At 73.5% G+C, this 25,102-nt stretch carries 23 protein-coding genes and 1 rRNA gene; 7 read left to right on the top strand and 17 right to left on the bottom strand.

Annotated elements, in window-relative coordinates; all coding sequences use genetic code 11:
* Positions 1-481: 481 nt before the first annotated feature.
* Together ACY1JF_RS00120 and ACY1JF_RS00115 are read right to left on the bottom strand one after the other, a co-directional pair.
* Complete coding sequence (locus ACY1JF_RS00120) at positions 482-2,530, bottom strand: ATP-binding protein (RefSeq protein ID WP_462703172.1); 2,049 nt, start codon at positions 2,528-2,530, stop codon at positions 482-484.
* 412 nt (positions 2,531-2,942) lie between these two features.
* A complete protein-coding gene (locus tag ACY1JF_RS00115; RefSeq protein ID WP_462702875.1) occupies positions 2,943-3,443 on the bottom strand; it encodes a cupin domain-containing protein in 501 nt (166 codons plus the stop codon).
* Positions 3,444-3,772: 329 nt separating this feature from the next.
* Between ACY1JF_RS00115 and ACY1JF_RS00110 the strand changes: the two genes are divergently transcribed.
* Positions 3,773-4,759, top strand: a complete 987-nt coding sequence (locus ACY1JF_RS00110) for a helix-turn-helix domain-containing protein (RefSeq protein WP_462702874.1) — start codon at positions 3,773-3,775, stop codon at positions 4,757-4,759.
* 48 nt (positions 4,760-4,807) lie between these two features.
* On the opposite strand, the gene ACY1JF_RS00105 is transcribed toward ACY1JF_RS00110, so the two are convergent.
* On the bottom strand, positions 4,808-5,311 hold the full coding sequence (locus ACY1JF_RS00105; RefSeq protein ID WP_462702873.1) for a MarR family winged helix-turn-helix transcriptional regulator: 504 nt from the start codon (positions 5,309-5,311) through the stop codon (positions 4,808-4,810).
* 104 nt (positions 5,312-5,415) lie between these two features.
* Here ACY1JF_RS00105 and ACY1JF_RS00100 point away from each other — a divergent pair, with 104 nt between their 5' ends.
* From ACY1JF_RS00100 to ACY1JF_RS00090, 3 genes are all read left to right on the top strand, one after another.
* Positions 5,416-5,628, top strand: coding sequence for a hypothetical protein (locus ACY1JF_RS00100; protein WP_437085884.1), 213 nt, complete (start codon positions 5,416-5,418; stop codon positions 5,626-5,628).
* A 268-nt stretch (positions 5,629-5,896) separates the two neighbouring features.
* On the top strand, positions 5,897-6,472 hold the full coding sequence (locus ACY1JF_RS00095) for an NAD(P)H-dependent oxidoreductase (RefSeq protein WP_462702872.1): 576 nt from the start codon (positions 5,897-5,899) through the stop codon (positions 6,470-6,472).
* A 97-nt stretch (positions 6,473-6,569) separates the two neighbouring features.
* A complete protein-coding gene (locus tag ACY1JF_RS00090; protein WP_462702871.1) occupies positions 6,570-7,514 on the top strand; it encodes an NADP-dependent oxidoreductase in 945 nt (314 codons plus the stop codon).
* Positions 7,515-8,171: 657 nt separating this feature from the next.
* Here ACY1JF_RS00090 and ACY1JF_RS00085 read toward each other — a convergent pair.
* From ACY1JF_RS00085 to ACY1JF_RS00065, 5 genes are all read right to left on the bottom strand, one after another.
* A complete protein-coding gene (locus ACY1JF_RS00085) occupies positions 8,172-9,884 on the bottom strand; it encodes a bifunctional uroporphyrinogen-III C-methyltransferase/uroporphyrinogen-III synthase (protein WP_462702870.1) in 1,713 nt (570 codons plus the stop codon).
* Positions 9,881-10,876 carry a hydroxymethylbilane synthase gene (hemC, locus tag ACY1JF_RS00080; protein WP_462702869.1) on the bottom strand — a complete coding sequence of 332 codons (996 nt, stop codon included), beginning with the start codon at positions 10,874-10,876 and terminating at the stop codon, positions 9,881-9,883. Before hemC ends, ACY1JF_RS00085 begins: the two co-directional genes overlap by 4 nt.
* Positions 10,873-12,555, bottom strand: coding sequence for a glutamyl-tRNA reductase (locus ACY1JF_RS00075; RefSeq protein WP_462702868.1), 1,683 nt, complete (start codon positions 12,553-12,555; stop codon positions 10,873-10,875). The genes hemC and ACY1JF_RS00075 overlap by 4 nt, the downstream gene beginning before the upstream one ends.
* Positions 12,552-13,352, bottom strand: a complete 801-nt coding sequence (locus ACY1JF_RS00070; RefSeq protein ID WP_462702867.1) for a redox-sensing transcriptional repressor Rex — start codon at positions 13,350-13,352, stop codon at positions 12,552-12,554. Before ACY1JF_RS00070 ends, ACY1JF_RS00075 begins: the two co-directional genes overlap by 4 nt.
* 310 nt (positions 13,353-13,662) lie before the next feature.
* On the bottom strand, positions 13,663-13,971 hold the full coding sequence (locus ACY1JF_RS00065; RefSeq protein WP_462702866.1) for a glutaredoxin family protein: 309 nt from the start codon (positions 13,969-13,971) through the stop codon (positions 13,663-13,665).
* Between the two features lie 153 nt (positions 13,972-14,124).
* Here ACY1JF_RS00065 and ACY1JF_RS00060 point away from each other — a divergent pair, with 153 nt between their 5' ends.
* The 3 genes from ACY1JF_RS00060 to ACY1JF_RS00050 all read left to right on the top strand — a co-directional run bounded on the left by ACY1JF_RS00060 (position 14,125) and on the right by ACY1JF_RS00050 (position 17,598).
* Positions 14,125-15,048 (top strand): HAD family hydrolase, encoded by a 924-nt coding sequence (locus tag ACY1JF_RS00060; protein WP_462702865.1) that lies wholly within the window; start codon positions 14,125-14,127, stop codon positions 15,046-15,048.
* Between the two features lie 314 nt (positions 15,049-15,362).
* Positions 15,363-16,145, top strand: a complete 783-nt coding sequence (locus ACY1JF_RS00055; protein WP_462702864.1) for an ECF subfamily RNA polymerase sigma factor, BldN family — start codon at positions 15,363-15,365, stop codon at positions 16,143-16,145.
* Between the two features lie 217 nt (positions 16,146-16,362).
* Positions 16,363-17,598: a DUF5667 domain-containing protein gene (locus ACY1JF_RS00050; protein ID WP_462702863.1), complete on the top strand. Its 1,236-nt coding sequence runs from the start codon at positions 16,363-16,365 to the stop codon at positions 17,596-17,598.
* Positions 17,599-17,683: 85 nt separating this feature from the next.
* Here ACY1JF_RS00050 and ACY1JF_RS00045 read toward each other — a convergent pair whose 3' ends face one another.
* The 9 genes from ACY1JF_RS00045 to rrf form a co-directional block, all read right to left on the bottom strand.
* A complete protein-coding gene (locus tag ACY1JF_RS00045; protein ID WP_462702862.1) occupies positions 17,684-18,751 on the bottom strand; it encodes a lysophospholipid acyltransferase family protein in 1,068 nt (355 codons plus the stop codon).
* A 14-nt stretch (positions 18,752-18,765) separates the two neighbouring features.
* Entirely contained in the window at positions 18,766-19,827 is a 1,062-nt protein-coding gene (locus ACY1JF_RS00040; RefSeq protein ID WP_462702861.1) for an NAD-dependent epimerase/dehydratase family protein, read from the bottom strand.
* 202 nt (positions 19,828-20,029) lie between these two features.
* A complete protein-coding gene (locus tag ACY1JF_RS00035) occupies positions 20,030-20,128 on the bottom strand; it encodes a 30S ribosomal protein bS22 (protein ID WP_003948845.1) in 99 nt (32 codons plus the stop codon).
* A 165-nt stretch (positions 20,129-20,293) separates the two neighbouring features.
* The gene (locus ACY1JF_RS00030; protein WP_189424546.1) at positions 20,294-20,503 is read right to left on the bottom strand and encodes a helix-turn-helix domain-containing protein; all 210 of its coding nucleotides are present in this window, start codon (positions 20,501-20,503) and stop codon (positions 20,294-20,296) included.
* Between the two features lie 129 nt (positions 20,504-20,632).
* Positions 20,633-21,448, bottom strand: coding sequence for a phosphatase (locus ACY1JF_RS00025; RefSeq protein ID WP_462702860.1), 816 nt, complete (start codon positions 21,446-21,448; stop codon positions 20,633-20,635).
* A gap of 220 nt (positions 21,449-21,668) precedes the next feature.
* Positions 21,669-22,844, bottom strand: coding sequence for an acetoin utilization protein AcuC (locus ACY1JF_RS00020; RefSeq protein ID WP_462702859.1), 1,176 nt, complete (start codon positions 22,842-22,844; stop codon positions 21,669-21,671).
* Positions 22,795-24,015 carry an MFS transporter gene (locus ACY1JF_RS00015; RefSeq protein WP_462702858.1) on the bottom strand — a complete coding sequence of 407 codons (1,221 nt, stop codon included), beginning with the start codon at positions 24,013-24,015 and terminating at the stop codon, positions 22,795-22,797. Before ACY1JF_RS00015 ends, ACY1JF_RS00020 begins: the two co-directional genes overlap by 50 nt.
* A 106-nt stretch (positions 24,016-24,121) precedes the next feature.
* The gene (locus ACY1JF_RS00010) at positions 24,122-24,766 is read right to left on the bottom strand and encodes an HAD family hydrolase (RefSeq protein ID WP_462702857.1); all 645 of its coding nucleotides are present in this window, start codon (positions 24,764-24,766) and stop codon (positions 24,122-24,124) included.
* A gap of 68 nt (positions 24,767-24,834) precedes the next feature.
* A 5S ribosomal RNA gene (gene rrf / locus ACY1JF_RS00005) occupies positions 24,835-24,951 on the bottom strand.
* Positions 24,952-25,102 lie beyond the last annotated feature (151 nt).

Genomic DNA, 25,102 nt, shown 5'->3' with positions numbered 1-25,102 from the left:
CTTCTCGGTCCACGGCTGCTTGGGACGGGCCGGCTTGCGCTCGAAGAGGACGTTGCCGGGGACGACGACGGTCGTCCGCCCATGGATCTCCAGGAAGGGAGACAGGACCGCGCAAGTGCTCTTTTGAGCGCCCCGGTGACACCCGGGGCCTGAATGCTCACACTTCGCCGCAACGGGTTCCGCTCTCCCGCGCACGGGGGAGCGGGTGGTACAGCGCCCTCCAGGGGCGTGACCGCGCGGGTTCACCCGCCCGTGCGCGGGGGCCGGACGGACGGCCGGGAGGGGTGACGGCCGCAGCAGGCCGGGCGCCGGGCAGCACACGGCGGACGCGGCACCGGCGAAGCGGCACACGGCGGACGCGGCACCGGCGAAGCGGCGCGCGGCGGGCGCGGTACCGACGGGCGGCCCCTCGCCCGCCGGTCACCGCGCGGACCCGTCGCCTCGCCCCTCACGCCCGCCGGCCGCGCGGCGCGCGCGGCCGTCAGCCCGGTGGCGCCGCGTCGCCGCTCCCGGACGCGGCCGGGGGCGACGGCTGCCGCAGCAGATGTGCGACGAGCCGCTCCTTGGCCAGGGCGAGGTGGCGCCGGTAGGTGCCGTAGGGCACCCCGAGCCGTCGGGCGGCGGCCTTGTGGGTGCGGGAGGCCGTGATGTAGGTGGCGGTGAGGGCCTCGTGGGCCTTGACGCCGGCGGGGTCGGTCTGCATCGCGTCGACGGCGGTGAGGATGGCGGCACGCAGGTCCGCGGCCGGGTCGGACGAACCCGGCGGCACCAGGGGGGAGTCGAGCAGGACGCTGGTGGCGAACGCGCGGGGCGTGTGCCAGGTGCGCAGTGCCTCCAGCACGCCCTCCGCGAACGCCGCGCGCGGCACCCGGCCGCCCGGACCGCCCATGGCGTCGGCCGCGGGCCAGGTCGCCACCGGCGCGACCCCGGCGCGCGCCCGGTGCCGCGCCCACTGTTCCACTGTCTGCCGCCGCCAGTCCCGGCCGAAGACGTGCTGCCGCCGCCCGCCGACGTCCACGGCCACCAGCTCCGGCAGCCCGGCCCCGGCGAGGTGGCTCCCCCACCGGTCGGCGTCCTCGAAGACGGTGAAGGTCATCGCGCGTCCCCTGGCCCGCATCTCCTCGCCGATGGCACGCCGGCCGATGAGCTCCATCAGCGGCGAGGGCCGCTGGTGCCCGCCGGCCTGCACCGCGAAGCGGCGGATGCCCAGATGCTCGCCCGGCCCCAGGGGCGCGACCGCCTCCACGAACTCCCAGACCGCCGCGATCACCGGGTCCTCGGCGTGGTCCTCGGGCAGGGACGCGTCCAGCCGCAGGACGGCCATGAACGACACGGGCGTGCGGGAGCCCGCGTAGCGGTGGACGCGGAACGCCTCCGGCTGGCGGCGCACCCAGTGCGCGACCGCCGCCGCCGACGCCGGGCCCTCCTCCTTCTCGGCCATGCGTAACACGCCCGGCACGTCCTCGGGCCGCAGCGCGGTCTCCTCGATGTGCGGGTGCGCCCGGTGGGTGTACGGGTCGTCCGGGCCCCCCTGGCCGCGGAAGAGGAACATCCACTCCGCGACCCGCGCCGGCACGTCCTCCTCGGAGGCGTCGCGTACGGCGCGCAGGCCGGCGAGTGAGACGCGGACGCGGACGTCGTCGTAGCGCTCGGGGTTCCGCCAGCGCAGGTCGGCCGCCAGGGTCGCCCGCACCGCGTCGTGCGGGTACAGCCCCTCGGGCGTGGCCTCGATGTAGGGCAGCTGACGCAGCCAGCGGAACACCGCGTCGGTGTCCTCGTCGCCCAGCACCGCGCGCAGCAGCGGCTCCCGGGTGACGCGGGCCTGCGCGACGACCTCCAGGGCCCGCCGGTGGGCGGCGCCGGGCAGGCCGCCCACGAGCCGCTCGACCAGGGTCGTCAGGACGTCGCCGGCCGGCTCCCACGGCACGCCGGGCGCCCCGGCAGGCATCGAGGCGGCCAGGGAGAGGGCGAGCGGATTGCCTCCGGCGAAGGCGACCAGGGCGCCGCGCCGCTCGGCGGGAACCCCCCGGGCGGCGAGCAGGGCGTGGGACCGGGCGGTGTCCAGCGGACGCACGGCCAGCGCGGTGAACAGCCGCGCCCAGCCCGGGTCCAGACACCATTCCGCGTCGGGGGCGACCCGGCCGGCCAGGATCACGGTCGCGCGGTCGGCGAGCCGCAGCAGGAAAGTGTCGCGCAGCCACGCCTCCAGGGACTGACACCGCTCGAAGCTGTCGATGAGCAGCACCGCGCCGGGCTCGGCACACGCCGGGGCCGCCTCCTTGGCCAGCCGGCGCGGATCACCGCCGAGGAACCGGCCGTCCACCTGCACCACGCGGCGTCCGCCGAGCCCGGCCCGCCACGCGGCGTGGCGCAGCAGCGAGGACTTGCCGATGCCACCGGGACCGTGCAGGTAGGCCACGAGCGGGGCGTCCGCCGCGCCCGACAGCATCCGGTCGAGCACCGCCCGCTCCGGCTCCCTGCCCACCAGTGCCCCGGCTCGCGCCGCGGCCAGCCGGTCCGCCAGTCCCACCGCGCCCAACCCGCGCTCCCCGGTTCGTAGCAGTAGCAGTTCGAGCAGCGCGAGGAGTGAGGAGTGCGGTCACCCACCGCCCAGGCCGGCGGCCTGTCCGCGGCCGGGACACCGGGCCGCTCGTCACGGTCACCCCCTGGGCACGGCCACGTCCGTGACCGCGGCGGGACGGGCCCCGGGGCCTGGCCCGGCCCCGCCTGCCCCAGGGACTTTCGAAGGCCGCCCGGACCGGTGCGCGCCACCCAACCCGGTGCACGCCGCCCGGCCCGATGCGCGCCACCCAACCCGGTGCACGCTGTCCGGCCCGACGCACGCCCCCGGTCCGACGCGCACCGCCCGGCCCGGTGCACGCCGCCCGGCCCGACGCGCACCGCCCGGCGGCCGGGCGTGCCGGTCCCGCGGGCTGCAGGAACTACAGGAACTCGCTCCGGTAGGCCGAGGCCAGCTCGGCCGCACGGCGGCGGCGCTCCATGACCTCGTCCTCCGACAGCCGCGGCGGCGGCGCGTCCTTGCCCTCGACGACGTCGCCGATGCGCAGGAAGTACTCGTCCTGGCCGGCCGGGGTGCACATGCACAGCATGCGGGCCGGCGCACCCGAGACGTTGCGGAAGTTGTGCGGCGCGTTGGCCGGGATGTTGACCGTGGACCCGGCCCGCACCGTGTGCTTCTCGCCGCGGAAGGTGAACTCGATCTCGCCCTCGAGGATCGTGAACATCTCCTCGAAGTCGTGCCGGTGCGGGGGCGGGCCGCCGCCGTCGGGCACGCGCATGTCGATCAGGCAGTACCGGCCGTCGGTCTGCTCGCCGGTGATCAGCATGGCGTACGTGTTGCCCACGAGCGAGACGTACGTCGTGCCGGGGTCGTCCGGGTTCGCCACGGTCAGCGACCGGGACGGGTCGTCAGCGGGAATCATCGCGGTGGTCTCCTGGGGGGGTCGGTCGGGGGGGTCGGTCGGGGGGGAGTCGGTCACCGGACGCGACGAGGACTCCGCCACCGGACGAGGACTCCGCCACCGGACGGTGCGCCCGCGGCGGCGCCGGCGTACGGCGCCACCGTGCGGCGTGCGGCGCCGGCGTGCGGTATGCGGCGCCGGCGTACGGCGACCCGGCGGTGACACCCGCGGGCGGCGGACCGTTGACGGTTGAATCACGGCCAAGCGTAGGAACGGCCGTACGCGGAAGGCATGTACGTTTGCGACATCAGACGGGATCCCGGCGACACGTTCGCCGGCGCGGAGGGCACATGAGCGACAGACCGCGTTTCCTCGGTCCGAGCGACAGGATGGGCACGTTCACCGTCGACGCCGGGTCCACGGGCACCGGCCGCAGGACGTGGGAGCCGTTCGTCGACACCTGGAACGACCGCATGGGAGACCTGTACCCCCTGCCGGAGTTCAGCACTTCCACCCTCGACGGCTTCCAGGGGACCATGCGCTCGGTGGCCCTGCGGGACACCGCCGTGAACGAACTCTGGGGCTCCTCACCCCTGAGCACCCGGGCGGTCGGTGCGCACGAACACGACCACGTCAGGCTGTACTTCGTGCTGCGCGGCGCGATGACCCTGCGGGAGCCGCACGACCAGGGCGGTGACGCCCGCGTCTCGGCCGGCACCTACTTCGCGCACCACGTCGTGACCGAGAACCACTTCCACACCACGCCCGAGATCGGCAGCCGCATCTTCATCTTCCCCGGCGACGCCCTGCGGTCCCTGGTCGCCGGGAAACCGCGCGCCGGCCGGGCCACCTCGCCCGCGGCACAGATCCTCATGGCACACACCAGCATGGTCCAGCGGACCGTGGGCGACCTGGGCCCCGCGGCCGCGCACGCGGCCCGCAACGCCCTGCTCGAACTGGCCAAGGGGCTGCTCCTCGACCACTTCGACGACCGCGAGCCCGCCTTCACCCCGGCGCTGGCCCAGGCGGCCAGGGACCTGGCCGACGCCCGCCTCACCGACGCCGACCTGTCCCCGGCCGCCGTCGCCGCGCACCTGCACGTCTCCCTGCGCACCCTGCAACGGGCCTTCGCGAGTCTGGACGAGTCGTTCAGCGCCTACATACGCCGCCGGCGCCTGGAGGAGGCCGCCGCGGCGCTCACCGCCCCCGGATCACGCCTCACCGTCTCCGAGGCCGCCGCGCGCTGGCACTTCACCGACAGCAGCCACTTCATCCGCGCCTTCAAGAAGCGGTACCAGGCGACACCGGCGCAGTTCGCGCGTCGGCCGACGACCTGACGGCTCGGCCCGCCGCCCCGTCCGGGCGCACCGGCGCCCGCCGCGTCCTCACGCGCCGCCCCTGCGGCGGCGGGACGCGGCCGAGCGGGGCGGCGTCGAGCGCATGTGGTCGCGCACCGGCGCCAGCAGGCCGGCGAGGGTCTTGACGTCGTCGCGCGAGAGCGGCTCGAACAGGAGGCTGCTGACCACCTCGACGTGCCCCGGCAGCACCTTCGCCAGCAGCGCGCGTCCGGCGTCGGTGAGGGTGACGGTGACGCTCCGCTCGTCGTCCGGCGAGGGGGCGCGGACGACCAGGCCCTCCTTCTCCAGCAGACCCACCTGGTACGTCAGACCGCTGCGGCTGTAGACCACGCCGTCGGCCAGGTCGGTCATGCGGTGGCTGCCCGACGGCGAGTCCCCGAGGCGGGCCAGCAGCTGGAACTGCACGTAACTGAGATCGCCGCTCTCGCGCAGCTGCCGCTCGACCGCGTGCCGCAGCAGGCTGGTCACCTCGATGAGATCGAAGTAGGCGCCGAGCTGCACGGGGTCGAGCGACGGCGGTGAATCAGGCATGCCCCGAGTCTACTGCTTCGAATTCGAAGGGTGCGGGACGCGCATGGCCCCGGGGTCCCCGGGCACGCGAACCGCGTTGCCCGTCAACCGAGTTGGAGGCAAACGTGAGTAACCGTACGTGGCGGATCGTTCCGACGAGCCGGGTCATGAGCGTCCTCTACCTGCTGATCGGCGTCGCGCTGGCGGTCAACGCCGCGCACCGGCTGGAGGATGACGTGACCGTGCTGCCCCTCCTGTCCGGCCTCGCCGCCGTGGCGCTCGTGGCCGTCGCCGTCGCCGGCCTGGTCCGCCCCGGCTCCCGCGTCCGGACGCGCTGACGCGCCGGCGCTCCCGTGACGGGGCCGCGCCGCCCCGGGTGAACCGCGTGGGCAGTGTTGGGCCCTACTGAGCACCGCGGACCGTGGCGGCCGGGTGGTGGCGCGGCGCAGGGTTGCGGAAGGAGGACGGCGCCGCCGTCCGCGCGTCCCGAGGACCGGCCATGGACATCCCCCCGCACCGCCCGCCGCGCGGAACAGCGGCGGACCGAGCGGACCGGCGGGAGCGACGGCCCGGCCGCGGGGACGCGCCCATGAGCACGGTGCCGGTATGAGCACCGCCGCGTGGAGCCCGGTGTCCCTGACCGTCGTGAGCGCCGGCGCCGACGCCCCGGGTCCGACCCGCCTGCTCGCCGACCGGGTCACGGAGGCGGTGTGCCGGTCACTGGCGGCCGGGGGCGCGCGCGCCGACGTGGAGGTGGTGGAGCTGCACCGGCTGGCCGCCGACCTCGCCCGGTCCGCCGCCCGCGGTCACGCCGGCCTCGACCTGCGGGAGGCGGTCGCGGCGGTCGCGGCGGCCGACGGGCTGGTGGTGGCGACCCCGGTGCTCGCCGCGTCCCCGAGCCCGGTGTTCGACGCGTTCCTCGCCCTCCTCGGCGACGGGCTCCTCTCCGGCATGCCGGTGCTCCTGGCGCTCGACAGCGGCTCCCGCCGACAGCCGCCCGACCTCACGCGGGCCCTGCGCGGGCGGCTGACCGGCGCGCACGCGGTCCCCGTGCCCACGGTCGTCGTCGCCACTCCCGCCGACCGGGGGGCCGCGGCCCACGACGACGCGGGACGGCTGCACGCCCACGTCGACCGGGCCGCCGCCGAACTCGCCGCCGCGATGCGCTCGTGGCGGCGATGACCGACCCCCCTTGCTTCGAATTCGAAGCAGATGTATTGTCCTCGACAGGTACTTCGAATTCGAAGCACCTCGGATCACGGTGAAGGTGAGAACAGCCATGAAGGCAGTGCGTTTCCACGAGTACGGCGAGCCCGGCGTCCTGCGTCACGAGGACGTGGAGCGGCCCGTCCCCGGCGCCGGCGAGGTACGCGTCCGCGTCGCCGCGACGTCGTTCAACTCCGTCGACGGCAACATCCGCGCCGGATTCATGCAGGGCCCCATCCCGGTGACGCTGCCCCACACCCCCGGCCTGGACGTCGCGGGCACGGTCGACGCGCTGGGCGAGGGCGTGGACGGCGTCGCGGTCGGCGACGACGTCATCGGCTTCCTGCCGATGACCGGCACCGGAGCCGCCGCGGAGTACGTCATCGCGCCGGCCGAGATCCTGGCCCCGGCGCCCGAGAGCGTCCCCCTGGCAGACGCCGCCGCGCTGCCCGTGGTGGGCCTGACCGCCTACCAGGCCCTGTTCGACCACGGCAGGCTGACGGCCGGACAGCGCGTCCTGGTCAACGGCGCCGGCGGCGCGGTCGGCGGCTACGCCGTGCAGCTGGCCAAGAACGCCGGCGCCCACGTCATCGCCACGGCCAGCCCGCGCAGCGCCGAAGCGGTCCGGGCCGCCGGCGCCGACGAGATCGTCGACCACACCACCACCAGCGTGACCGCGGCGGTGACCGAACCGGTCGACCTCGCCCTCAACCTCGCACCGGTCGACCCGGCCGAACTGGCCGCGCTGGTCACCCTGGTCCGCCCCGGCGGGACCCTCGTGAACACCACGGTGTGGATGCCCGCCCCCAGCGACGAGGAGCGCGACGTGCGGGGCGTCGACCTGTTCGTCCGCAGCGACGCCGACCAGCTGGCGGCGCTGGCGGCCTCGGTCGACCGCGGCGAGCTGCGCGTCGACGTCGCCGAGCGGGTGCCGCTGGCCGAGCTGCCGGCGCTGCACGCGCGGGCCGCCCAGGGCGCGGTGCACGGCAAGGCCCTCGTCGTCCCCGCCGCCGCCTGACACCGGTCCGCCACCGAGAGGAAAGGGCCACGGCACTCAGCCCGTGCCCCGGAATCGCCAGCACGCCGGCCCCGAGGGCCGGCGCGCTGGCGGACACCCCTCCCCGGCCCGCTCGAAGACACCCGCGCGGCACCGCGCCGACCGCGCGAGCACACCACCGGACCCGACACCGGCACCGGCACCGGGCGCGAGACCCCGGCCAGGACACCGCCACCGAACGAGCGCCTTGGCCCGTGAACGACCGGACCCGTCGACACCTCGACCCGTGCACACCCCGGCGCACGAACGACCGGGCCCGTGACCAACCCCGGCCCGTGAACGAACGGCCCGCCCCATGAACGATCGGGCCCGTGACCAACCCCGGCCCGTGAACGACCCGGCCCGTGAACGAACAGCCCGCCCCATGAACGATCGGGCCCGTGACCAACCCCGGCCCGTGAACGACCCGGCCCGTGAACGAACAGCCCGCCCCATGAACGGCCGGACCCGTCAACACCCCGATCCGTGAACACCCCGGCGCGCGAACACCCCGGCCCAGGAACGACCGGGCCCGTGACCGACCCCGCCCCCACCACCCGACGGCCGGAACCCCGCGGAGCCCCGCCACCCGCCCCCGGGCGGTGACGGAACGGGGCGCCCCCGCAGGGGCGCCCCGCCTCAGCTGGTCGTCGTCGACCGGCGCCGTCTCGACCCCGGCCGCCGCTCGCTCGGCCGCGTCACCGGATCCCCCGCCTCCAGTGCCGCCGCCCGGCGCCGCGCCCCGAACTCGGCCAGCGCCTCCGCCAGCTTCAGCACCGACGGCTCGGGGGCCATGACGTCCACCCGCAGCCCGTGCTCCTCCGCCGTCTTGGCCGTCGCCGGACCGATGCAGGCGATGACCGTCACGTTGTGCGGCTTGCCCGCGATACCGACCAGGTTCCGCACCGTCGACGACGAGGTGAACAGCACCGCGTCGAAGCCACCGCCCTTGATCGCCTCCCGCGTCGCGGCCGGCGGCGGCGACGCCCGCACCGTCCGGTAGGCGGTGACGTCGTCGACCTCCCAGCCCAGCTCGATCAGCCCGGCGACCAGCGTCTCCGTGGCGATGTCGGCGCGCGGCAGGAAGACGCGGTCGATCGGGTCGAAGACCGGGTCGTACGGCGGCCAGTCCTCCAGCAGCCCCGCCGCCGACTGCTCCCCGCTCGGCACCAGGTCCGGCTTCACGCCGAAGGCGATCAGCGCCTTGGCGGTCTGCTCGCCCACCGCCGCGACCTTGATCCCGGCGAAGGCGCGCGCGTCGAGCCCGTACTCCTCGAACTTCTCGCGGACCGCCTTGACCGCGTTGACCGACGTGAACGCGATCCACTCGTAGCGGCCGGTCACCAGGCCCTTGACCGCCCGCTCCATCTGCTGGGGCGTGCGCGGCGGCTCGACGGCGATGGTCGGGACCTCGTGCGGCACCGCCCCGTAGGACCTCAGCTGGTCGGAGAGCGACGCCGCCTGCTCCTTCGTACGCGGCACGAGCACCTTCCAGCCGAACAGCGGCTTGGACTCGAACCACGACAACTGGTCGCGCCGGGCGGGGGCGGAACGCTCACCGACCACGGCTATCACCGGTCGGCCGCCCTCCGGGGACGGCAGCACCTTGGCCTGCTTCAGCGTCTGGGCGATCGTGCCGAGCGTCGCCGTCCAGGTGCGCTGACGGGTCGTCGTACCGGCGACCGTCACCGTCAACGGCGTGTCCGGCTTGCGGCCCGCCGACACCAGCTCACCGGCCGCCGCGGCCACCGAGTCCAGCGTCGTCGAGACCACCACCGTGCCGTCGGAGGCGCCGACCTCCGTCCAGCACCGGTCCGAGGCCGTGCGGGCGTCCACGAACCGCACGTCCGCGCCCTCGGCGTCCCGCAGCGGGACACCGGCGTACGCGGGGACGCCGACGGCGGACGCGATGCCGGGAACCACCTCGAAGGGCACCCCGGCGGCGGCGCACGCCAGCATCTCCTCGGCGGCGTACGCGTCGAGCCCGGGGTCCCCGGACACCGCACGCACCACCCGCCTGCCGCCCCGCGCGGCCTCCATGACAAGATGTGCGGCATCCCGCACGGCGGGGACGCCCGTGGCTGTCGACGAGCCGTCAACAACCGCCAGCTGAGGCGTGCCTGTGCCCGGGACCGGACCACCGGACGGGTCCGGGTCGGTGTGCACTTCGGCCACGCCGTGCCGGGCATGCGTGCGCACGACGTCGAGCACCTCGTGCTCGGCGACGAGGACGTCCGCGTGCGCCAGCGCCTCCACGGCGCGCAGGGTCAGCAGTCCCGGATCTCCGGGTCCGGCACCGAGGAAGGTGACGTGCCCGTGTTCCGGACCGGCGGGAAGGGTGGTGGGGCTCAATGTTCTCGCTCCCCCATCAGACCGGCCGCGCCCTGGGCGAGCATCCCGGCGGCGAGTTCGCGGCCGAGAGCCAGTGCCGCCTCGTGCGTTGCGGGCACGGGACCGGTGGTGGACGACTGCACCAGCGTCGAGCCGTCGGTCGTGCCGACGACGCCGCGCAGACGCATTTCCTTGACATTCTGCCCGTCGGCCCGGGGGTCCCCCCGCTCGAGCGGAGCCGAGAGCGGGGAAAGGTCGGCCAGCGCCCCCACGGGTGCGCTGCAACCGGCCTCCAGGGCGGCGAGCAGTGACCGCTCGGCCGTTACGGCGGCCCGGGTGAACGGGTCGTCGAGTTCGCCGAGCGCTGCGATCAGCTCCGCGTCGGACGCGGTGCACTCGATCGCCAGTGCCCCCTGGCCGGGGGCGGGCAGAACCGTGTCGACCGACAGGAAGTCGGTCGCCTCGTCGCTGCGGCCGATCCGGTTCAGCCCGGCGGCGGCCAGTACGACGGCGTCGAGCTCGCCCTTGCGGACGTACCCGATGCGGGTGTCGACGTTGCCCCGGATCGGCACCGTCTCGATGTCCAGGCCGTGCGCGCGGGCGTACGCGTTGAGCTGCGCCATGCGCCGGGGGGCGCCGGTGCCGATGCGCGCGCCGCGCGGCAGGTCCGTGAGCTTCAGCGCGTCCCGGGCGACGATCACGTCGCGCGGGTCCTCGCGCTCGGGTACGGCGGCCAGCACCAGGCCGTCGGGCTGCGCGGTCGGCAGGTCCTTCAGCGAATGAACCGCGAAGTCGACCTCACCCCGCAGCAGCGCCTCGCGCAGCGCGGCCACGAACACCCCGGTGCCGCCGATCCGCGCGAGCTGCTCCCGCGACACATCGCCGTACGTGGTGATCTCGACCAGTTCGACGGGCCGTCCGGTCACCTGGCTCACGGCGTCCGCCACCTGCCCGGACTGGGCCATGGCGAGCTTGCTGCGCCTGGTCCCCAGTCTCAGTGCCTTCTCGGTCATGCCGGTCCTCGGTTCTTTCCAGTGCTGTTCCCGGCCCGGGAGACGGAGGCCACCGTCTCGGGGTCGAGGTCGAACAGGGTGCGGAGCGCGTCCGCGTACCCGGCGCCGCCCGGCTCGGCCGCGAGCTGCTTGACGCGCACGGTCGGCGCGTGCAGCAGCTTGTCCACCACACGGCGGACGGTCTGGGTGATCTCGGCGCGGTGCTTGTCCCCCAGGTCGGGCAGCCGCCCCTCCAGCCGGGCGATCTCGCTCGCCACGACCTCGGCGGCCATGCTGCGCAGCGCCACGACGGTGGGGGTGATGGTCGCGGCCCGCTGGGCGGCACCGAACGCGGCGACCTCGTCCGCGACGATCCGCCGGACCTGGTCCACGTCGGACGCCATCGGAGCGTCCGCGGACGCCTCCGCCAGCGACTCGATGTCGACCAGCCGCACCCCGGCCAGCCGGTGCGCGGCGGCGTCGATGTCGCGCGGCATGGCCAGGTCGAGGAGGAAGAGGACCGGCTCCGGGCGCGGCGCCTCGGCGACCGGTTCGGACCGGCGTATCTCGGGCACCCGCCCGGCGGTGGCCGCGGTCGCGGCGAGCGCGGAGATCAGGTCGGCGTCGGCGCTCTCCCGCGGCTGGTCCACCGCGGTCCCGCCCGCGGCCCACGCCCCGTGCTGCTCCAGCGCGGCGGCGTCCAGGCCGGCCACCGCCGCCTCCCCCAGGACGGAGAAGCCGGCCTGCGCGGCGGACAGGTCGAGCGGGCAGCCGTCCTCGGCGCCGGCACCGGCCGGCGGCAGCGGCGCCCCGGCGACCGGCGCGTGCGGCGCGGGCGCGATCCGCACGGGCTCGCCCGTACGTCCCTCGACCGCCGCGGCGACCGCGTCGACGGTGAGCACCAGGCCGGTCGCGCCGGTGCAGGAGACGGTGACGTCGGCACGTGTCAGCTCGGCCGGCACCGCGTCCATCGGTACCGCGCGGGCCACCACGTCCGTGTCGTCGCCCTCGGTCAGGATCCGGGCCAGCCGCTCGGCGCGCTCGAAGGTGCGGTTGGCGACCACCACCTCGGCCACCCCGGCCCGCGCCAGCGTCGCGGCGGCCAGCGAGGACATCGAACCTGCGCCGATGACCAGCGCCTTCTTGCCCCGGGCCCAGCCGGAGACCTCCGCGCCCGCGGCGAGCTGCTCCAGGCCGAAGGTGACCAGGGACTGCCCGGCGCGGTCGATGCCGGTCTCGGAGTGGGCGCGCTTGCCGACCCGCAGCGCCTGCTGGAACAGGTCGTTCAGCAGCCGCCCGGCGGTGTGCAGCTCCTGGGCGCGGGCCAGGGAGTCCTTTATCTGCCCGAGGATCTGGCCCTCGCCGACGACCATCGAGTCCAGTCCGCAGGCCACCGAGAACAGGTGGTGGACGGCCCGGTCCTCGTAGTGCACGTACAGGTGGGGAGTCAGCTCCTCCAGGCCGACCCCGCTGTGCTGGGCGAGCAGCGTGGACAGCTCGGCCACCCCGGCGTGGAACTTGTCCACGTCGGCGTAGAGCTCGATCCGGTTGCAGGTGGCCAGCACCGCGGCCTCGGCGGCCGGCTCGGCGGCGACCGTGTCCTGGAGCAGCTTGTTCCGCGCCTCCGCGTTCAGCGAGGCCCGCTCGAGGACGCTGACGGGGGCACTGCGGTGGCTGAGTCCGACGACGAGGAGGCTCATGCCGGCATCACGGCGGGGACGTCGCCCCCGTCAGGGCCCTGGTCGGCGGAGGCGGCGGAAGAGGAGGCGGCGGAGGCGCCGGCGGCGGCGCGCTTGCGGGCGGCGGCGGGCGCGGCGGCCCCGGCCGCGGCCTCCTCGCCGGCCTTGCGCTGCTCGTGGAAGGCGAGGATCTGGAGTTCGATGGAGAGGTCGACCTTGCGCACGTCGACGCCGTCCGGGACGTTCAGCACGGTCGGCGCGAAGTTCAGGATGGAGGTGACCCCGGCGTCCACCAGCCGGTCGCAGACCTGCTGCGCGGCACCGGCGGGGGTGGCGATCACGCCGATCGAGACGCCGTTGTCCTGGATGATCCGCTCCAGCTCGTCGGTGTGCCGCACCGGGATCCCGGCGACCGGCTTCCCGGCCATCGCGGGGTCGGCGTCGATGAGGGCGGCGACCCGGAAGCCGCGGGAGGCGAAGCCGCCGTAGTTGGCGAGCGCGGCGCCGAGGTTGCCTATACCGACGATCACGACCGGCCAGTCCTGGGTCAGGCCCAGCTCGCGGGAGATCTGGTAGACGAGGTACTCGACGTCGTAGCCGACGCCCCGGGTCCCGTAGGAACCGAGGTAGGAGAAGTCCTTGCGCAGCTTCGCGGAGTTGACTCCCGCCGCCGCCGCCAGCTCCTCGGAGGAGACCGTGGGGACCGAGCGCTCCGACAGTGCGGTCAGCGCGCGGAGGTACAGCGGAAGCCGGGCGACGGTGGCCTCGGGAATCCCTCGGCTGCGGGTCGCCGGTCGGTGTGTTCGGCCAGTTGCCACGGTGCTCCTGCGGGTAGAGCGGGGCTGTAGGCGGTCATACGTCCCTACATGACCGCCCCGTCGAATGCAGGCTATGTCTTTGTGAACGCGTGCACAAAGATGGTGTCCGATTTGCCCGGCCAACGTGACCGGGGTCACGCGCCCCCGGCGCGCGATCGTGGAACCGGTGCGCTCGCGCACTCGTTCCTCTCCTATTGGGGGCAAAGCCGTACACGCTCCTCACGATCCACGCCCCCGAGACCACGTCACCATCGATTTTAAGCGACCATCCGATATGTCTTGGACTACTCGGACCAGTCGGACTACTCGGTCAGTGTCCGGTCAGTGCCCTGCGCAGGCGTTCCTCGTTCACACGCCAGAAGGTGTGCTGGCGGCCGTCGACGAGGACCACGGGGATCTGCTCCCAGTACGCGTCGTGGAGCCGGCGGTCCTCGGTGATGTCCTTCGCCTCCCACGGGACGCCGAGGTCGGCGCAGACCTTCTCGACGACGAGCTGCGCGTCGTCGCACAGATGGCAGCCGGGTTTGCGGATGAGGGTGACGAGATGGTCCTCGGAACGGGACGGGTGCTCAGGACGCGGCGGCGTCCCCCTGCGGAAGACGGGGCTCATACCGGCCATTCTCGCGCGCCCCGCGCCGTACGGAAGTCCCGCTCCCGAGGCACCGCGACGCGCCGGGCGGAGAACTCCTTTAACGGTACGGTCGCGCAGAGTTCACGGCCTCCCACCCTCGCGACTCCGGACCGCCCGAACAAACTGGCTATGCTCACGGGCATGGCCGCTCTCGGATGGCTCACTCCCCGAAGGCGCTCCGCCACCGCGCGCAGCGTGCTGGCAGGCGAGGCGTCGGCGGAGGCAGCCCGCAAATCCACCCAGGACCTCCCGGCACCCGACGTCGCCGGCGAGCCGGACTTCCCGGTGCACGGCGACGACCGGGCCGCCGCCTTCTTCGACCTGGACAACACGGTGATGCAGGGCGCCGCCCTGTTCCACTTCGGGCGCGGCCTGTACAAGCGCAAGTTCTTCGAGACCCGCGACCTGGCCCGGTTCGCCTGGCAGCAGGCGTGGTTCCGGCTGGCCGGCATCGAGGACCCCGAGCACATGCAGGACGCCCGCGACTCGGCGCTCTCCATCGTCAAGGGCCACCGCGTCTCCGAGCTGAAGTCGATCGGCGAGGAGATCTACGACGAGTACATGGCCGAGCGCATCTGGCCCGGCACCCGCGCCCTCGCCCAGGCCCACCTGGACGCGGGCCAGAAGGTCTGGCTGGTCACGGCCGCCCCGGTGGAGATCGCCCAGGTGATCGCCCGCCGCCTCGGCCTGACCGGCGCGCTCGGCACGGTCGCGGAGTCGATCGGCGGCGTCTACACCGGCAAGCTGGTCGGCGAGCCCCTGCACGGCCCGGCCAAGGCCGAAGCGGTGCGCGCCCTGGCGGTGGCGGAGGACCTGGACCTGACCCGCTGCGCGGCCTACAGCGACTCGCACAACGACATCCCGATGCTGTCCCTGGTGGGCCACCCCTACGCGATCAACCCTGACTCGAAGCTGCGCCGCCACGCCCGGGAACTGGACTGGCGCCTGCGGGACTACCGCACCGGCCGCAAGGCCGCCAGGGTCGGCATCCCGGCGGCGGCCGGCGTCGGCGCCGTGGCCGGCGGCACGGCGGCGGCCATCGCCCTGCACCGACGCCGCCGCTGACCCGCACGGCCCCGCCGACCCGTCCGGCGTACCCGCACGGCCCCCGGCCGGTCCCCCGTCGCACACCCGGGCACGACACGCTCCGTTACGAAGCCGAACCCAGAATCTTTCGGTCAACAACCGGTCAATCTCCGGCGCCCGATCGGCCGTCATTCGGTTACGTAAGCGACGTAATCGATGATTTGAGCAACTGGGTGTAGCAGCGCCTGTACGAAGCGTTATTCTCCTCAGACGCATTCCGGTACCCCTCCGTCGCTACGACGGGTGAAAGGTCCCGCACTGCACGTGATGGAAGCTCTGCCTCTGGGAGTCCCGTGTACCCACACGTCGGGGTTGACGCCTCGGGCCTGGCTACGCTGCGCGCAACGGTCAAAACGCTCCAGGACCTGTTCCGCGACTACGTCCCCCCCGCGTACGCCGTCCCCGCGCTCGCCGCAGCCACCGCCCCCGCCGGCCCGGCCTACGCGCTCGCCGAGAGCGGCGCCGCCGCCGTCGGCAGACGCGGACGCGCCTCCGGGGCGACCGCCCGCCGCCCGGCCGCGGACAGCGACAGCGCCCGGATGATGGACCTGGTGGAGCGCGCCCAGGCGGGCGAAGCCGACGCCTTCGGACGGCTCTACGACCAGTACAGCGACACCGTGTACCGGTACATCTACTACCGCGTGGGAGGCAAGGCCACCGCCGAGGACCTGACCAGCGAGACCTTTCTGCGCGCCCTGCGCCGCATCGGCACCTTCACCTGGCAGGGGCGCGACTTCGGCGCCTGGCTGGTGACCATCGCCCGCAACCTGGTCGCCGACCACTTCAAGTCCAGCCGCTTCCGGCTGGAGGTCACCACCGGCGAGATGCTCGACGCCAACGAGGTCGAGCGCTCCCCCGAGGACTCCGTCCTGGAGTCCCTCTCCAACGCCGCCCTGCTCGACGCCGTGCGCCGGCTCAACCCCCAGCAGCAGGAATGCGTGACGCTGCGCTTCCTCCAGGGCCTCTCCGTCGCCGAGACCGCCCGCGTGATGGGCAAGAACGAAGGCGCCATCAAGACCCTCCAGTACCGGGCCGTGCGCACCCTCGCCCGGCTGCTCCCCGACGACGCCCGCTGATCGCCCAAGTCGCCCAGGACCGCGGCTCGTTGACTCCCCGGTCCGCTTGCCCGCCCCGCGTAACCCAAGTGCCGCGCCACTCGTTGTGCGGGATGCAGGCTCCCTGTGGTCACTCCCTGGCCGACTTCGATCACGCGCTCGTGTGGCCCCGGCCTGGCTGTGCAACCCTCAGGACCCCCTGGGGAGTCGACCGTCATGACGAGAGGAGGTGCCGCCAGTGATCGCGAACGTATCGGCGCACCGGCGGGCGAACGCCTTCGCCCAGGCTCTGGAGGAGCAGCCCGACCGCGGCCCGGCGGCCGAGCAGTCCGAAGAACCGGCACCGGCCGCGGCCACCGCGGACCGGACCGAGCAGGGCCGCATGGTGGCCCTGACCGCCGGTCTCGACGCGCTGCCCAAGCCCGAGCTGGACCCGGAGGTCAAGGTCGTCCAGCGGGCCCGGCTGGTGGCCGCGTTCGAGGCCATGCTCCAGGAGGGCGCCGCGGGCGGCGAGGCGGACCCGTCGGTACCCGAGCAGCGCCGCGCCCGCGGCGTCCACCGGGCGACACCGCTCAGGAGGTTCCGGCCCCGCTCCCGGCTGGCCAAGGGCCTCACCGCCGGCGGACTCAGCGTCGGCGTGGCCGCGGGAGCCTTCGGCGGGATCGCCGCGGCCAGCTCCGACGCCCTGCCCGGCGACTCGCTCTACGGCCTCAAGCGCGGCATAGAGGACTTCAAGCTAGGCCTCGCCGACGACGACACCGAGCGCGGCCGCGGCCACCTCGACCGGGCCTCCACCCGGCTGAGCGAGGCCCGCCTGCTGCTGGAGCGCGACCGCGGCGGCTCCCTCGACCACGAGGCCCTCGGCGAGATCCGCCGCGCCCTGTCCGGCGTGGAGCAGGACGCCTCCGAAGGCCACCGCCTGCTCAGCGCGGTCTACGCCCGCGACCCCGACTCGCTCGCCCCGATGCGGGCGCTCTCCGCCTTCTCCCGCTCCCACCGGGACACCTGGGGAACCCTGCGCGAGCGGCTGCCCGTGCAGCTCGGCGACGTCAGCGAGCAGGTGACGTCGGTGTTCGACGCCATAGACGAGGACGTGGCCCCGCTGCGCTCCCTGCTCCCCGAGCCGTCACCCCGGGACGACGACGAGGACGAGCGAGGCGGCGGCTCCGGATCGGCCGGCTCGACACCGTCCGGCTCCGGCAGCCCGGCACCGCCCAGCACCGGCCGGAGCGACACCTCCGAACCCGGCCGCACCGACAGCCGGCGCCCCAGCGAGTCCGCCGACTCCGGCGGCGAGAGCGACGGCCTGCTCGACGGCGGCACCGGTGGCCTGCTCGACCCGCCCGAGGAGACCGCCCCGACGTCACCGTCCACCGGCGACAAGACGCCCGCCCCCGAGCCGGACGTCACACTGCCGCCCCTCCTCCCCGGCCTCCTGCCCGACCTGGGCATCGAGGGCGAGGACACCGACTGAGCCGGCCTTCGACTCTTCGACACCGTACGGCGGTGGGGATCCCCCACCGCCGTACGGTCATGTCGGAGGTCGAACAGGGCGTCGCCTAGAAGAACACCGACCGGCGCTGCACCAGCAGCTTGTACAAGGTGTGCTGGATCTGCTCCCTGACCTGGTCGGTCAGGTTGAACATCAGCATCGGGTCCTCCGCCGCCTCCGCCGGATAGTGGTCCGTGGGGATCGGCTCACCGAACTGGATCGTCCACTTCGTCGGCAACGGCACCATCCCCAGCGGCCCCAGCCACGGGAAGGTCGGCGTCAGCGGGAAGTACGGGAAACCCAGCAGCCGGGCCAGCGTCCTGGCGTTGCCGATCATCGGGTAGATCTCCTCCGCGCCGACGATCGAGCACGGGACGATCGGCGTCCCCGCGCGCAGCGCCGTGGAGACGAACCCGCCCCGCCCGAACCGCTGCAGCTTGTACCGGTCGCCGAACGGCTTGCCCAGCCCCTTGAACCCCTCCGGCATCACCCCGACCAGCTCCCCCTGCCCGAGCAGCCGCGCCGCGTCCTCCGCGCAGGCCAGGGTGTGCCCCAGCTTGCGGGCCAGCTCGTTGACCACCGGCAGCACGAACACCAGGTCCGCCGCCAGCAACCGCAGGTGCCGCTCCGCCGGATGGTGGTCGTGGACGGCGACCTGCATCATCAGGGCGTCCAGCGGCAGCGTCCCCGAGTGGTTGGCGACGATCAGCGCCCCGCCCTCGGCCGGGATGTTCTCGACGCCCTTCACCTCGACCCGGAAGTACTTCTCGTACACCGGGCGCAGCACCGACATCAGCACCTGGTCGGTCAGCTCGGCGTCATAGCCGAAGTCGTCGACCTCGTACTCCCCGGTGAGCCGCCGGCGCAGGAACGCCAGCCCGCCCGCGATCCGCCGCTCCAGCCCGTCATCGCCGCCGCCCTCCCCCGGGGGCAGGTCCCGGCCCTGTCCCGCCACCGGGCCGTCGTCCTCCCCGCCCTGCCGCACGGGCAGCGCCTGGACCTCGCCGGCCGGCGCGGCGGCCTCCGCCGTGCTCGCGCGCCGGCTCCCCGCACCGCCCCTGCGCCGCGCCGAGCGCTGCCCGGCACCCCCTCGGGACCGGTCGTCGTCGAACGGAATGACCTTGGCATCAGCCATCGTTGATGCGCTCCTCAGTTGGCGCTCTGCGTCGGGGGGCGACCGCCGCCCGTACGGGACAGCACGGCGATCCGGTTCACGGCATTCGCGACGGCCGCCGGCGGGAGCAGCCCCGGTCCCTGGCCGCGCGCGAAGTCCGCGAACGTCTCGGCGGTGGTGCGTTTCGGCCGGAAACCCAGCGTCTCGCGCATCTGGGTGGTGTCCACGACCCGGCCGTGCGTGAGCAGCCGGATCTGCTCGGGGGAGAAGTCCGTCACCCCCAGCGTACGCACCAGGGACCCCGTCCAGGTGACCACGGGCAGCGGCATCGGCACGGTGGGCCGGCCCAGCCGCCGCGCGCACTGGGAGAGCAGCAGGACCCCGTCACCGGCGATGTTGAACGTCCCGCTGTTCAGCGTCCCCCGCTCCGGCTCGTGCGAGGCGATCCGCAGCACCTCGATCGCGTCGTCCTCGTGGACGAACTGCAGCCGCGGATCGTAGCCGAACACCGTCGGCAGCAACGGCAGCGAGAAGTACGAGGCCAACGGGGTGTCGGTGGCCGGGCCGAGGATGTTGGCGAACCGCAGCACGCACACCGCGACGTCCGGCCGCCGCCGCGCGAAGCCCCGCACATACCCCTCGACCTCCACGATGTCCTTGGCGTAACCACCGCTGGGCAGGGACTTGGCCGACGTCGTCTCGGTGCAGACGGCCGGATCGCGGGGCGCGGACCCGTAGACACTCGTGCTGGACTTCACCACCAGCCGCCGCACGACAGGCGACTTCTGGCAGGCGCCGAGCAACTGCATGGTCCCGATGACGTTGGTCTCCTTGACCGACGTCCGGCTGCCGCTGCCCAGCGGGGTACCGGTGACGTCCATGTGGACGACCGTGTCGGCACCCGTCTCCGCCAGCACCCGCGCGATGGTGGGCTGCCGGATGTCGGCCTGGACGAAGTCCGCGCCGCCCAGGTGGTGCTCGGGCGCGACCGCGTCCACGCCGATGACCCGGTCCACCGCCGGGTCCCGCTGGATCCGCCGCACGAAGCGGCCCCCCAACTGCCGGGCCACTCCGGTCACGAGCACGACCTTGCCCAAGATCCGCGCCTTTCTCTCGGTCCCCCTCGCCGGGTTCCCCGCCCGCGGGCCAACCTATCGGCTCGGTGTCGCGCTGTGACGACCACCGGACGCGTCCCGTACGGAAAACGGCCGTACGGCCCACCCGTCCGCCCGCCGCACACGTCTGTGGCCCCCCACCGGATCCGGTGGGGGGCCACAGATGACGCTTCCGCGACGTCGCTTACTTCTTGTTGCGACGCTGAACGCGCGTGCGCTTGAGCAGCTTGCGGTGCTTCTTCTTGGCCATCCGCTTGCGCCGCTTCTTGATAACAGAGCCCACGACTACCCTCGCTCACTTCTCATCACTCGGTTGTTTGGGCGCCATGGGCCCACACGACCTACGAGGGGCTAGCCTACCCGTCCGAGCGCTGAGGTCGTAATCGAGGGGACGGGGGAGGTCCGAAGGGACTGCCGGGGACCTCCCCCGAGCCCTGACCGGCCCCGATCAGGCCGTGTCCACCCCCACGAAGCTCTCGCGGAGGTACTCGTGAACCGCATTCTCCGGGACGCGGAACGACCGTCCCACCCGGATCGCGGGCAGATGACCGCTGTGCACCAACCGGTACACGGTCATCTTCGACACTCGCATCACCGAGGCGACCTCCGCCACGGTAAGGAACTGAACCTCGCTCAGAGGCCTCTGGTCTCCAGCCATGACACACCTGAACCTTCCGCACTCGACGGCCACCGGCTTCCCCTTCCGGTGACTCTTCGTCGCTGCGTGCTCACTCCCCAATGTAGGTGCGGGTGATGCGAGTGGGGAAGAGGTGCACGCATCGGCGCCCTACTGGGACAGACACGCTCGATTGAGTACGTAGCGGGTAAGCGGCAGGTAGTAATCGGACCGCACGCCGTCATCAAGTGGAACGACGACGGACACGCACCCCTCTGCCTGCCCCACGAAGAGCGCGGGGTCGTCCGTATCAGCGAGCCCGATGGCCTCGAACCCCAGCTGACCTGCTCCGCAGACCCACCCGTGGTCCCCGATCACCAGCTCCGGCAGCACCCCGCCGGCCTCGGCGGCACCGGCCAGCGCGGTCCGAACCGGGAGGGGTGAGTGGGTGTGCGCGCCGGTCTCACAACCGGGCCCCTCACGGCCGGGTTCCCGCACCAACGCGACGCTTCGTACGTAGTCGAGGTTGTACGTGCGTAGACCGAACCGGGTCGTTATGTCGACACAGCGACCCTGCGCCGGGGTGAGGACGGCACATCCCGCCGCCGACAGGGCGTCCGCCAAGGCGGCGTAGAAACCGAGCAGCCGGTGCGGATGCCCGGTGCCGAGCAGGACCGGGGCCCCGCGCCGGGCGGCCTCCGCCAGCCGGTCCGCGAAGGCGTCCAGGGCGCTGAGCGTCCGGTCCGGGTCGATCACGTCCTGTCCCGTGACGCACCGGGGATCGGCCGACACGCCGCACCGGTCCGCCATCAGCCCGATCACGTCCCGCTGCCCCCAGGCCCCCACGGGATCGAGCCCCAGCAGCACCCGCGGATCCCGGGCCGCGAACAGCCGGTAACTGCGCAGGCTCGTCTCCCGCGCGGTCGCCACGGCCCCGGCCAGCCGGGCACCGAGCAGATGATCACGAAGCTCCCGTGCCGACACCATCCCCCGATGCTCCCGGACCCGCCCCCTCACCCACCCCGTTTCCCCCGACTCCACCCACTCGGCTCACCCCGTCACCGCGGGCACCCGCCACGGCAGCGCGTCCCTGCCCGCCCGCGCCACCGCATGCACACCGGGCCGCGCCCTCCACCCCCACATCAGCCACGACACCGCCGAGTCCCCGACAACCGGCCCACTCCGCACGGCCGTCGGCCGGCACCCGTCACGCCAACAGCCCCCGCAGCGGGAACACCGCCCGCCGAGCCGCCAGCACCGCCTGGTCCACCCGGTCCGCGGGGTCGTACCCCGCCTCCCACCCCACCCACGGCACGGGCCACCGCCCGTCCGTCATCCGCATCGGCCCCAACTGCCGCGTCCGCGCGTACACCTCCGCACGCCACGACTCGGGGATCACCGCCTCCGGCGCCACCTCCCGCCCCGCCGCGATCCCCACCAGATGCGTCCACGACCTCGGCACCACGTCCACCACCGCGTAACCGCCCCCGCCCAGCGCCACCCACCGCCCCCCGGCGTACTCGTGCGCCAGCTCATGGCACGCCACCTGCACCGCCCGCTGCGCGTCCACCGACACCGCCAGGTGCGCCAACGGGTCCTCGAAGTGCGTGTCCGCCCCGTGCTGCGTCACCAGCACCTGCGGCCGGAAGGAGGCCACCAGCTCCGGCACCACCGCGTAGAACGCCCGCAGCCACCCCGCGTCCCCGGTCCCCGCCGGCAGCGCCACGTTCACCGCCGAGCCCTCCGCCGCCCCCGCCGCCCCGGTCTCCTCCGGCCACCCGCTGCCCGGGAACAGCGTCCGCGGATGCTCGTGCAATGAGACCGTCAGCACCCGCGGGTCCTCCCAGAACACCGCCTGCACCCCGTCCCCGTGATGCACGTCGACATCCACGTACGCGACCCGCTCGGCGCCCAGCTCCAGCAACCGCGCGATCGCCAGCGCCGCGTCGTTGTACACGCAGAACCCCGACGCCGCCCCCGGCATCGCGTGGTGCAGCCCGCCCGCGAAGTTCACCGCGTGCGGCGCCTCCCCCCGCCACACCGCCTCGGCCGCCCCCACCGACTGCCCCGCGATCAGCGCCGACACCTCGTGCATCCCCGCGAACGCCGGATCGTCGACCGTCCCCAGCCCGTACGCGGTGTCCGCCGCCCCCGGATCGGCGGACGCCGCCCGCACCGCGGCGATGTAGTCCTCCCGGTGCACCAGCCGCAACGTCGACTCCCCGGCCGCCTTCGCCGCTACGACGTCCAGCTCCCGGTCGAGCCCGAAGGCCCTGACCAGACCACGCGTGAGGGCGAGCCGCACCGGGTCCATCGGATGCTCCGGCCCGAAGTCATAGCCGGTTACCGCCTTGTCCCACATCAGCCGCGCGCGCCCGCTCATGCCCGCCACCGTACCGGCCCGCCCCGCCGGCCTCGAACGACCGGGCGTACACGACCGTCACCAGCACCAACACCATCGGCACCAGCATCGCCCCGCGATAACTCCACACACCCCCGAGCGCCCCGACCAAAGGCGAACCAACCAGAAAACCCACATAATTGAAGACGTTCAGCCGCGCGACAGCCGCATCCGAAGCTCCGGGGAACAACCGCCCCGCCGCCGCGAACGTCTGCGGCACCAGCACGCACAGCCCCACCCCCAGCACCGTGAACCCGGCCATCCCCGTCCAGACCCCCGGCGCCGCCGCCACCACCGCGAACCCCGCCGCCGCCACCAGCGCCCCGCCCCGCACCACCACCACGGCCCCCAGCCGCCGCACCCCGAGATCCCCCAGGGCCCGCCCCACCAGCGTGGTCACCATGTACACGTTGTACGGCACGGTCGCCAGCTGCTCCGAACTCCCCAGTACGTCCTGGAGGTACTTGGCGCTCCAGTTCGACACCGTCGAGTCCCCGATGTACGCGAACGTCATCACCAGGCACAACGGCAGCAACCCCCGAAGCCCCCCGCGTCCCCCCGCCCCGTCAGCCCCCTCCCCCGCCGCCCCGCCCGCGTCCCCGTCCACGTACCACCGGCTCCCCACCAGCGCCGCCGGCAGCAGCACCGCGACGACCGGCAGGTACGACACCCACAGTGCCGCCCCCCAGCGCGCCCCCGCCCACGCCAGCGAGGCCCCCAGGATCCCGCCCAGGCTGTACGCCGCGTGAAACCCCAGCATGATGCTCCGCCCGTACGCCCGCTGCAGACTGACCCCGAGCATGTTCATCGAGGCGTCCAGCGCCCCCACCGCCAGCCCGAACACCCCGAGGGCGACGGCCAGCGCGGCCGTCCCGTCCCCCAGCCCGACCCCGAGCAACGCCAGCAGCACCACCGGCTGCGACCACCGCAGCACCCGGCTCGGCCGCACCCGCCGCACCAGCCGCCCGGTCACCACGCTCCCCGCCCCGGCCAGCACCGGTACGGCGGCCAGGAACACCGGAAGCAGCCCGTCGGAGACCCCGTACTGGTCCTGTACGGCCGGAATGCGCGTCACCAGCAGCGCGAACGCCACGCCCTGGGCGAAGAAGCCGAACGCCAGAGAGACCCTGCCCCGCCGCGGCACATCCGTCATGGCGGCGAGCGTAAGGCCCCCTACCACGCCTGGATAGATCCAGCCGAAGCTGAATCGACGTCACCTTGCGCGCCGGGGTGCCGACCGCCAGGGGGACAACCACCCCTCAGGACAGCAGACCGGGCAGTTCCCGCATGTCCGTGAACACCTTCCCGGCCCCGCCCAGCTTCTCCGCGGGCGTCATGGCGGTGAACCCCACGACGTCCATCCCGGCCGCCACAGCCGCCGCCACCCCGAGCGGACTGTCCTCGACCACCACACACCGCTGTGGTGCCACGCCCATCCGCTCGGCCGCGTACAGGAACAGGTCCGGCGCCGGCTTCCCCCGCCCCACGTCCTGCGAGCTGAAGATCCGCCCGTCGTCGAACCACCGGTCCAGCCCCGTCGTCCGGTGCCCCACCCGAATCCGCTCATGACTCCCGGAGGACGCCACGCAGTACGCCACCCCGTCCGCGGACAACTGCTCCAGCACCCCGGCGACCCCGGGCACCGCCGTCAGTTCCCTCTCGAAGGCCGCGAACACCCGCCCGTGGAAGACATCGTCGAAGTCCTCGGGCAGCTCCCGCCCGGTCCGTTCCCGGATCAGATCGTGGACCCGATGCATCGCGGCCCCCATGTAGTCCCGGAGCGAGTCCTCGTACGAGGTCGGATGCCCGAGTTCCGTCAGGTAGCCGGCCAGCAGCCGGTTGGAGATCGGCTCACTGTCGACGAGCACACCGTCGTTGTCGAAAATAACCAGGTCGTAGCGCATACACCGACCCTAAACGCAGAAAACCCCCGCATCTCACGATGCGGGGGTTCCCCTTTACTCTAATAATTGTTCGGCGGCGTCCTACTCTCCCACAGGGTCCCCCCTGCAGTACCATCGGCGCTGTAAGGCTTAGCTTCCGGGTTCGGAATGTAACCGGGCGTTTCCCCTACGCTATGACCACCGAAACACTATGAAACACACAACCGGCACTACACGGCTGTTCGTGGTTTCAGAACCAACACAGTGGACGCGAGCAACTGAGGACAAGCCCTCGGCCTATTAGTACCAGTCAACTCCACCCGTTACCAGGCTTCCATATCTGGCCTATCAACCCAG

The sequence above is a fragment of the Streptomyces sp. SYSU D01066-1 genome (assembly GCF_054956795.1).
The sequence above is the reverse complement of the archived record's forward strand: the minus strand, read 5'-3'. Positions and strand labels throughout refer to the sequence as shown.

Coding starts and splice junctions, on each gene's coding strand:
- ACY1JF_RS00095 (WP_462702872.1), top strand. CDS start 5,897: ATGAGCACCGCCGCGTGGAGCCCGGTGTCCCTGACCGTCGTGAGCGCC.
- ACY1JF_RS00020 (WP_462702859.1), bottom strand. CDS start 22,844: ATGAGCGGGCGCGCGCGGCTGATGTGGGACAAGGCGGTAACCGGCTAT.
- ACY1JF_RS00025 (WP_462702860.1), bottom strand. CDS start 21,448: ATGGTGTCGGCACGGGAGCTTCGTGATCATCTGCTCGGTGCCCGGCTG.
- ACY1JF_RS00045 (WP_462702862.1), bottom strand. CDS start 18,751: ATGGCTGATGCCAAGGTCATTCCGTTCGACGACGACCGGTCCCGAGGG.
- ACY1JF_RS00065 (WP_462702866.1), bottom strand. CDS start 13,971: ATGGCCGGTATGAGCCCCGTCTTCCGCAGGGGGACGCCGCCGCGTCCT.
- hemC (WP_462702869.1), bottom strand. CDS start 10,876: ATGACCGAGAAGGCACTGAGACTGGGGACCAGGCGCAGCAAGCTCGCC.
- ACY1JF_RS00010 (WP_462702857.1), bottom strand. CDS start 24,766: ATGCGCTACGACCTGGTTATTTTCGACAACGACGGTGTGCTCGTCGAC.
- ACY1JF_RS00110 (WP_462702874.1), top strand. CDS start 3,773: ATGAGCGACAGACCGCGTTTCCTCGGTCCGAGCGACAGGATGGGCACG.
- ACY1JF_RS00105 (WP_462702873.1), bottom strand. CDS start 5,311: ATGCCTGATTCACCGCCGTCGCTCGACCCCGTGCAGCTCGGCGCCTAC.
- ACY1JF_RS00060 (WP_462702865.1), top strand. CDS start 14,125: ATGGCCGCTCTCGGATGGCTCACTCCCCGAAGGCGCTCCGCCACCGCG.
- ACY1JF_RS00015 (WP_462702858.1), bottom strand. CDS start 24,015: ATGACGGATGTGCCGCGGCGGGGCAGGGTCTCTCTGGCGTTCGGCTTC.
- ACY1JF_RS00030 (WP_189424546.1), bottom strand. CDS start 20,503: ATGGCTGGAGACCAGAGGCCTCTGAGCGAGGTTCAGTTCCTTACCGTG.
- ACY1JF_RS00090 (WP_462702871.1), top strand. CDS start 6,570: ATGAAGGCAGTGCGTTTCCACGAGTACGGCGAGCCCGGCGTCCTGCGT.
- ACY1JF_RS00075 (WP_462702868.1), bottom strand. CDS start 12,555: ATGAGCCTCCTCGTCGTCGGACTCAGCCACCGCAGTGCCCCCGTCAGC.
- ACY1JF_RS00115 (WP_462702875.1), bottom strand. CDS start 3,443: ATGATTCCCGCTGACGACCCGTCCCGGTCGCTGACCGTGGCGAACCCG.